A 6974-nucleotide genomic window follows, 5' to 3' on the forward strand; every position below is an offset into this window, starting at 1 on the left:
GCATCCCAGGACTCTACAACGTCGATTCCCGTTCGCTTCCCCAAAAACGCTCAAAATCGAACGACACCAGCAATAACGCCGATGTCGTCTTCGTTGCACCCTGAATTGATTCTTCGGGGCTGGACGAACTTACACATCTCATCGCAGCTCCTTACTTTGCGTTGTGTTGCACTTTGACAGTTGTGTTGCACTTGTTGTAGTCGAGCCAACAACTGTCGAGATTCGGTTCTAGCCGTTTTTGCGACGACGAGAAGCAGCTAACAATCCACCAATGGCGAGCAAACCAGCCATCGTTCCGGGTTCGGGAACCGTTTCGAGGGGAATTTCTCCGCCACGGGTGACATCGGTTCCTAGGATTTTCCAGTCAGGACCGTTGAAATTGCTTTGGCTGATGAAGCGGAAACCGGTGATGTATTGGTCTTCCACACCCAATTCAGCCATGCTGATACCCCGCGCACCGACTTTTTGAGTACCGCCGATTTCTTGGGTGTCGATGTCGTAACCCGCATACTGCCAGTTGCGAGAATTGACTTCCAAGTAGCGACCGATGAGATTGCCGTTGCGATCGATCGCTTGGATGCCGAGTTTGCTGTTCATCCCCCGTTCCCAAACTAACAGGTTATCGACCGCTTTATCGAAGAATAAATCGATAGCAAAGTTACCGTTGTCTTCGGTGTCGATGATGCTGTTGAGGTTGAGGTTTTGTAGGTTGACGTGGAGTTCGTCTTCCGAGAGATTTTCTTTTTTCATCCCGGTGTTCGGACCGGCAACGACGTTATCGCCAATGTCCGCACTCGCCGCTCCGGTGTTTCCGCCACTATACTCGTCGTTGCTCACGATTCGGGCTTCGTTGATGACGGAGAAGTCGTCGATAATCGTGCCGTCTTCGAGTTGGATCGAGTTGAGTTCGATGAGACCTTTGGCATCGTTACCGGTCTTGTTGGTTGTAAAGCTGAACGCTTGAGCTGGAGAAACGTTGAGTGCTAACAGTGTGGTGGCTGCCAGACTACTGTAGATCGCGCTCGATCGAATGAGAGTTTCAATTTTTGAAGTCATTTTGGGTCGTTCCTTCTTCTATTCAGATAACGGTTTAATTCGTGTATCTGAGTTCATACTAAGAAATAGAAAATATGGGAACAACCGAGAATTTACGGACTTTACAAACTCTTTAAAATAAGATTTTAAAATTATTTTTTTGGGATTTTACGTATTTTAAATTAAACAAAAAAACTTGTTTTAATTAAAAAATAAATAGATTTGTCTAAAATTAGAGTATAAACAGCTTCGACTTTGAAAAAATTGCGTACTTCTACATAGATGCGGCGAGGGAGCATCTCGTTAAGGTAACAAGTAGAAGTACGTATTAACAGAGGTTCGAGAGTAGCACGTTGTGTCGAGCCGTCAAGAATCACGCCCGCTGAAGCCGGGCGTGAGTATGTCAAACCCCTGATTACTGTCAATTATCAACGGTCAATTGTTGAAGTTTTCCGCGATCGATCGTCCAGCAGCGATCGGCAATTTCGAGGAGTTCTCCCGCGTCGTGCGTCACCACCAACAAACTCCAATGTTGCTTGAGCTTACCCAACAACGCCACCAACTGACGGCGCATCGACCAATCTAAACCTGCTGTGGGTTCGTCGAGAAGTAAAATTTGCGGTTGGCGGATGAGTTGAACCGCCAAGGCTAAACGGCGTTGCTGTCCGCCACTGAGGGCGTAAGGAGACGCCTGAAGGGACAAATGGCTCAATCCAACCTCTTCTAAGGCCACTTTAATCTGTTCGGAACCGATTTCGGGATGTCCGAGGCGCAACTCTTCGAGAATCGTACTCCCGCAAAAGTGACGTTCGGGGAATTGAAACACTAACCCCGCCAGTTGTCGCAACTGTTCGGGAAGCAGTTCGCGATCGCGCCACAAAACTTGTCCCGACGTGGGTTCGGCTAATCCCGAAAGAATTTCGAGTAACGTGGTTTTCCCCGAACCACTCGGACCGATGGCCAACCCTAACTGTTGCGGTGAAATCTCGAAGTTCACCGATCGCAGAATTTCGGTGTGGCTGGCGGGAGGATGGTATTTCAGATTTTTGATATGCAGCATGAAAGGAGCGATCGCGCGTTACTGCAAGATGGCATCACAAACTAAGATTGACTCGCCCGATGGTTGAGAGCGTATTCGCGAAAGCGATCCATATCCGCTTGAATCGTCGATTCGACGACCCGTCCCAAGAATAGATTATCCATCAGTTTTCCCACGATACCGGGAATCGCGTAAGCCACCGTCAACCGCACGATACTGTCGCCGTGGCGATCGTAAAACCGCACTGCTCCCCGGTTGGGCAACCCATCGACGGATTCCCATTGGATAATTTGATGGGGAATCACCCGCAACATTCGCGAGAGCCAACTAAACTCGAAACTGCGCGACGCTAACCGCCACCGCGACAGAGACGGATCGTCTTCTAAGATGTGAACCGAATCGATCCATTGCATCCAACGGGGCATTTGTTCCAAATCCGACCACAATTTCCAGACTTCCTCAATGGGAACCGGAACTTCCACTTGAACGCTATGTTCTAACCACTCTGCCATTTTTGATAATTGATAGTTGATGGGGAACGGGGAACGGGGAACGGGGAACGGGGAACAGCGGTAGGGTTGCGTGACTTGAAAACTCAGGTGTCGAACGTGAGACCGATCGATCTGTCACGCACCGACAATGTACACCGCCAACATACAAGGGTGTGTGACACGGCCGAAAAATGTTGCTCGCTATCAGGTCAAGGAACTGTTACCGCGTCACGCACTGCCCCCCTCCCCTCATCATCTCATCATCTCCCTATCACCTCATCTCCTCAATTCTCCCTAACCAAACCGTTCGAGAACGGCACGAGCGGCATGATTCCCCGAAATGGTGGCTCCTTCCATGCTATCGATATAATCCTGTTGCGTGTAACTTCCGGCGAGGAAAAAGTTTTCGACGGGGGTGACTTGCGGCGGACGGTAGGGATCTGTGGCGGGGGCTTCTCGATACAGAGATTGTGCCAGTTTGACGACACTGTACCAGGTCATGTTTAAGTCGCGGGCGGAGGGGAACAGTTCCCGTACTTGTTCGAGGACGTGCTGGGCGATTTGTTCGTTACTTTGTTTGATGAAGGGATCTCCGGGGGTCAACACCAGTTGCATCAACGAACCTTCTCCGGGTTTATAGTAGTCGCCGGGACTGGTGAGGGCTAAGTCGGCGAAACAGGAGAAGTCGGCGTCGGGGGTGTAGAGGAGGTTGTCGAGTCCGGCTGCTTCTTGGAGTTGCGTGCGTTTTTCGGCATCGTGCAGTTCTGTCACCCATCCGTCGAAACGCAGTTGTACGGTGGCGACGGGAACGGTATCGAGTTTGTAGATATTGTCGAATTCGGGCCATTTGCGCCACTCTGGAGGCAGCACTTTTTGAATTCCCGGTACGTCGCAGGCGAAGACGTAAGCATCGGCACTGACGATTTCTTCGGCATCTCCGGCGGCGACGACGATGCCATCGATGCGGGTTCTGTCGTTAGCTTCGCTAAATTTGATTTGACGGATGCGGCGGCGGGTGTGGATTTTCGCGCCTCGTTCTTCGAGATAGTTCAGAATGGGTTGGTGCAGGTAGGTGTGGGGAGAGCCTTCGAGCATTCGCAAGACGGAGGCTTCGCTACGGGCGGCGAAAAATTGGAAAATGGTCAGCATACACCGGGCGGAGATGTTTTCGGTGTCGATGAAGCCGAGGGCGTAGGCGATGGGGTTCCACATTTTTTGGAGGCTGCCGTTGTTGCCCCCGTGCGATCGAAACCAGTCGGCGAAGCTGATGCGATCGAGATCGCGAATGGTTTTCATCGCCCCGTCGAAATCGACTAAGCCGCGCACGATGGGACTGGTTCCCAAGGCGAGGGAGTTACGAAGTTTGTCGTGCAGGGACAGTTGCGAGGTGGTGAAGAAGGCTTTTAAACCGTTGAAGGGCGCTCCGGTGAAGAAGCGAAAGTCCAGTTGGCCGACTCGTCCACCTTGGTTGATGAAGGTGTGGGTATGTTCTTTGAGGCGCAGATATTCGAGCGCACCCACTTTCTCCATGAGTGCGAAGAGGTTGTAATAGCATCCGAAGAAGACGTGTAACCCCATTTCGAGGTGGTTACCGTCGGCGTCTACCCAACTGCCGACTTTTCCGCCGACGAACGGGCGAGACTCGAAGATTTCGACTTCGTGTCCCGCATCGGCTAGGTTGATGGCTGTAGTCAGTCCCGCTAATCCCGCACCAGCGATCGCAACTCGCATTCTTAGTTTTTTCCTGAGCGTATTTCGTTACATCTTGTAATCTTACCAAAAATCCTGGGTATAAAGCCCCGTCCCTTCGACTTGGCTCAGGGCAAGCCTTCTAGGACGGCTTTTGAGTTCTAGGCTATGCTTTTGACATCCTCACCGCCCTGGAAGGACGGTGATTCCCAAACCTCGCGATTTGGGTTCCTGCTTCCTTCTCTCTCGAGTTTTTCGCAGTTGCTCTCCGGATCGAGATCCTTCAAGTCTTACACTCGCTTCACAGGCTGTAACGGTGTGTCCCACCGCCAAAATTCCAATTCAATTGGAGTTTTAGGCAAACTTACTAACTTGGGTTTCGTTAGCCAGTTTAACCATTCACGTCCATTGTACTGTAAAGCCGCCCTAGAAGGACGGGGTTTTAGACCCAGATTTTTCGATAAAAACTAAGATGTTTTCCTAAAGTGCTAACCCTCAACTACCAGTATAAACTTATACCGACGGCCGAACAAGCAACCGCTATTGACCAGTGGTTGCTTGTCTGCCGTTCTGTGTATAACTATGCGCTGCGGGAGAGGAAGGACTGGGTTAACTCTAGAAAATGTCAAATCGATCGCTGTTCGATAGAACGAGAATATATCATTGCACCTGAAGTCAATAAGCCTACTTACGCTAATCAATGCAGATCGTTGACTCAGGCAAAGAAAGAAAACCCGAATCTAAAGATTCCCCAATCTCAAGTGTTGCAGCAAGTGTTGAAACAACTTGAGGCGGCTTTTGTCAATATGTGGGAACGTGGATTCGGGTTTCCTCGTTTTAAGAAGCAGATGCGGTCGTTCGTCTTTCCCCAGGTCAAACCTGATGCCATCCAAGACAATATTATTCATTTGCCGAAGATCGGTGAGGTGGAGTTCAGGAAGTCGAGAGACGTTCCTGATGGCTTTGTCTGTAAGCAGATAAGAGTGATGCGGAAGGCGAGTGGCTACTACGTCTGTGTCTGTATCCAGTGTGACGTAGATGTACCCGATCTCATCCCTCATGGACACGCGATTGGGGTAGACCTGGGACTCGAAAAGTTTTTGGCAACCAGCGATAACGAATTCATCAAAGGACACAAGTTTTTCAAGGAATCTGAAGGCAAGCTGAAATTGCTGCAACGGAAACTGAAGAACAAGAAGAAGGGTTCGAGACGCTGGTCGATCGTTAAGCGACAAATTGGGTTGTTGCACGAAAAGATCCACGACGGTCGGAAGGATTTCTTCTTCAAGACAGCGCACCACCTGTGCGACCAAGCCGGAATGATTTTTGCTGAGAACCTAAACCTCAAAGCGTTAGGTCGTTCAGCCTTAAGAAAGGCTTGTCTCGATGCTTCCTGGGGAGCATTCTTAACCATTCTTGGTCATGTCTGCTGGAAGCGTGGGGTGTATTTCGCTAAGGTCGATGCCAATGGGACGAGCCAGATCTGTCCTAATTGCTACACCAACTGTGGTCGCAAGGAACTGTCGCAGCGGGTTCACTCTTGCTCTAGCTGTGGCTACACGACCGACAGAGATGTAGCAGCAGCCCAAGTTGTCAAAGAAAGAGGACTGAGTACGGTCGGGCAGACCGGAACAATGCTCATGGAGGGTAAAGAGATCGGGGTTGGAGTTCGTACTTCAGCTAGACTCTCCCTATGAAGTGAGAATCCCCGCCCCTTCCAGGGCGGGGAGTTGTCAATTTAATTATTGGGGGAATGGTGACCGGGAGGCTTCGGCGGTGGCGAACTATTTGCACTCGAAGGCGGCGATCGCCTCACGGTTGGCGGTTGTCAGTCGTTCTAAGGCCGCGATCGCCTCGGGTTGGGATTTGACGCGAGCTTCGAGGAATAAGGCGATCGCTTCTATCATTAGATCCTGTAGTTTGGCTCGGGGTTGGGTTTCGGGAAAATCTAGGAACGGACGCCCCGTCGTGCTGTCGAAGGTTTGGGCGATGGAAAAATGGTTAGCGCCCTCGAGAAGTAGCAGATAACTGTCGTTGCGTCCCCCGGCGATCGCGTCTTGAAAAGTTCGCTGAATTGGGGTTGTGGGCTGTTCCCAACTGACGCCGTATCGATGGCTGCTTTCGGCAATGACGCCGTCGCAGGTTCCGCCGATTAACAGCATCGGTAACCGATCGGGTAAGGGTAAAATTGTCCCCGGCTCGTACCCTATTTGTACGGCGGCGGCGGTATGAGCGCCATAGGCAAAGGAGGCGACGACTTGCGAGAAAAACTGGGGACTCGCGCTTTCGATCGCCACCCGTCCGCCTGCGGAATGTCCGCCTAAAATAATGCGATTTAAGTCTAACAATCTGGCTAATACGCCTTTGTTTTGTAACTGTTCTAAGGTCTTTAAAATTGTCGGTAACGCTGAAGCGGTCGGCCCCGTTCCGTAAAGCTGTGGCGACAGCATTTTTATCAAAAAATTTGGGTCTAAAACCCCGCCCCCTTCGACTTGGCTCACTTCGACAAGCTCACTTCGACAAGCTCAGTGCAAGCAGTGCGAGCAGGGCAAGCCTTCGACTTAGCTCACTTCGACAAGCTCACTTCGACAAGCTCACTTCGACAAGCTCAGTGCAAGCAGTGCAAGCAGTGCGAGCAGGGCAAGCCTTCTAGGGCGGCTTTTGACAATCCTGTTTTTTGTGCTAAAATATTCAGAACAATCAAGTCAAATGACGATGCT

The 6974-nt window shown here is 50.8% G+C and carries 6 protein-coding genes; 1 reads left to right on the plus strand and 5 read right to left on the minus strand.

The genetic code is table 11. From position 1 onward, the window contains the following. Positions 1-228: 228 nt before the first annotated feature. From GEI7105_RS0112765 to zds, 4 genes are all read right to left on the minus strand, one after another. Positions 229-1056, minus strand: a complete 828-nt coding sequence (locus GEI7105_RS0112765; RefSeq protein ID WP_017660849.1) for an exosortase-dependent surface protein XDP2 — start codon at positions 1054-1056, stop codon at positions 229-231. A 400-nt stretch (positions 1057-1456) separates the two neighbouring features. After that, positions 1457-2095: an ABC transporter ATP-binding protein gene (locus tag GEI7105_RS0112770; protein WP_017660850.1), complete on the minus strand. Its 639-nt coding sequence runs from the start codon at positions 2093-2095 to the stop codon at positions 1457-1459. A 41-nt stretch (positions 2096-2136) separates the two neighbouring features. Then, positions 2137-2586 (minus strand): SRPBCC family protein, encoded by a 450-nt coding sequence (locus GEI7105_RS0112775; RefSeq protein WP_017660851.1) that lies wholly within the window; start codon positions 2584-2586, stop codon positions 2137-2139. A 273-nt stretch (positions 2587-2859) separates the two neighbouring features. Beyond that, on the minus strand, positions 2860-4296 hold the full coding sequence (zds, locus tag GEI7105_RS0112780) for a 9,9'-di-cis-zeta-carotene desaturase (RefSeq protein WP_017660852.1): 1437 nt from the start codon (positions 4294-4296) through the stop codon (positions 2860-2862). A 443-nt stretch (positions 4297-4739) separates the two neighbouring features. Here zds and GEI7105_RS0112785 point away from each other — a divergent pair, with 443 nt between their 5' ends. After that, on the plus strand, positions 4740-5951 hold the full coding sequence (locus tag GEI7105_RS0112785; RefSeq protein ID WP_017660853.1) for an RNA-guided endonuclease InsQ/TnpB family protein: 1212 nt from the start codon (positions 4740-4742) through the stop codon (positions 5949-5951). 87 nt (positions 5952-6038) lie between these two features. Here GEI7105_RS0112785 and GEI7105_RS30305 read toward each other — a convergent pair whose 3' ends face one another. After that, on the minus strand, positions 6039-6755 hold the full coding sequence (locus GEI7105_RS30305) for an alpha/beta hydrolase (RefSeq protein WP_017660854.1): 717 nt from the start codon (positions 6753-6755) through the stop codon (positions 6039-6041). Between the last annotated feature and the right edge of the window lie 219 nt (positions 6756-6974).

Source organism: Baaleninema simplex PCC 7105, assembly GCF_000332355.1.
In the GTDB taxonomy this organism is placed as follows: domain Bacteria; phylum Cyanobacteriota; class Cyanobacteriia; order Cyanobacteriales; family Geitlerinemataceae; genus Baaleninema; species Baaleninema simplex.

Coding starts and splice junctions, on each gene's coding strand:
- GEI7105_RS0112770 (WP_017660850.1), bottom strand. CDS start 2,095: ATGCTGCATATCAAAAATCTGAAATACCATCCTCCCGCCAGCCACACC.
- GEI7105_RS0112775 (WP_017660851.1), bottom strand. CDS start 2,586: ATGGCAGAGTGGTTAGAACATAGCGTTCAAGTGGAAGTTCCGGTTCCC.
- GEI7105_RS0112765 (WP_017660849.1), bottom strand. CDS start 1,056: ATGACTTCAAAAATTGAAACTCTCATTCGATCGAGCGCGATCTACAGT.
- zds (WP_017660852.1), bottom strand. CDS start 4,296: ATGCGAGTTGCGATCGCTGGTGCGGGATTAGCGGGACTGACTACAGCC.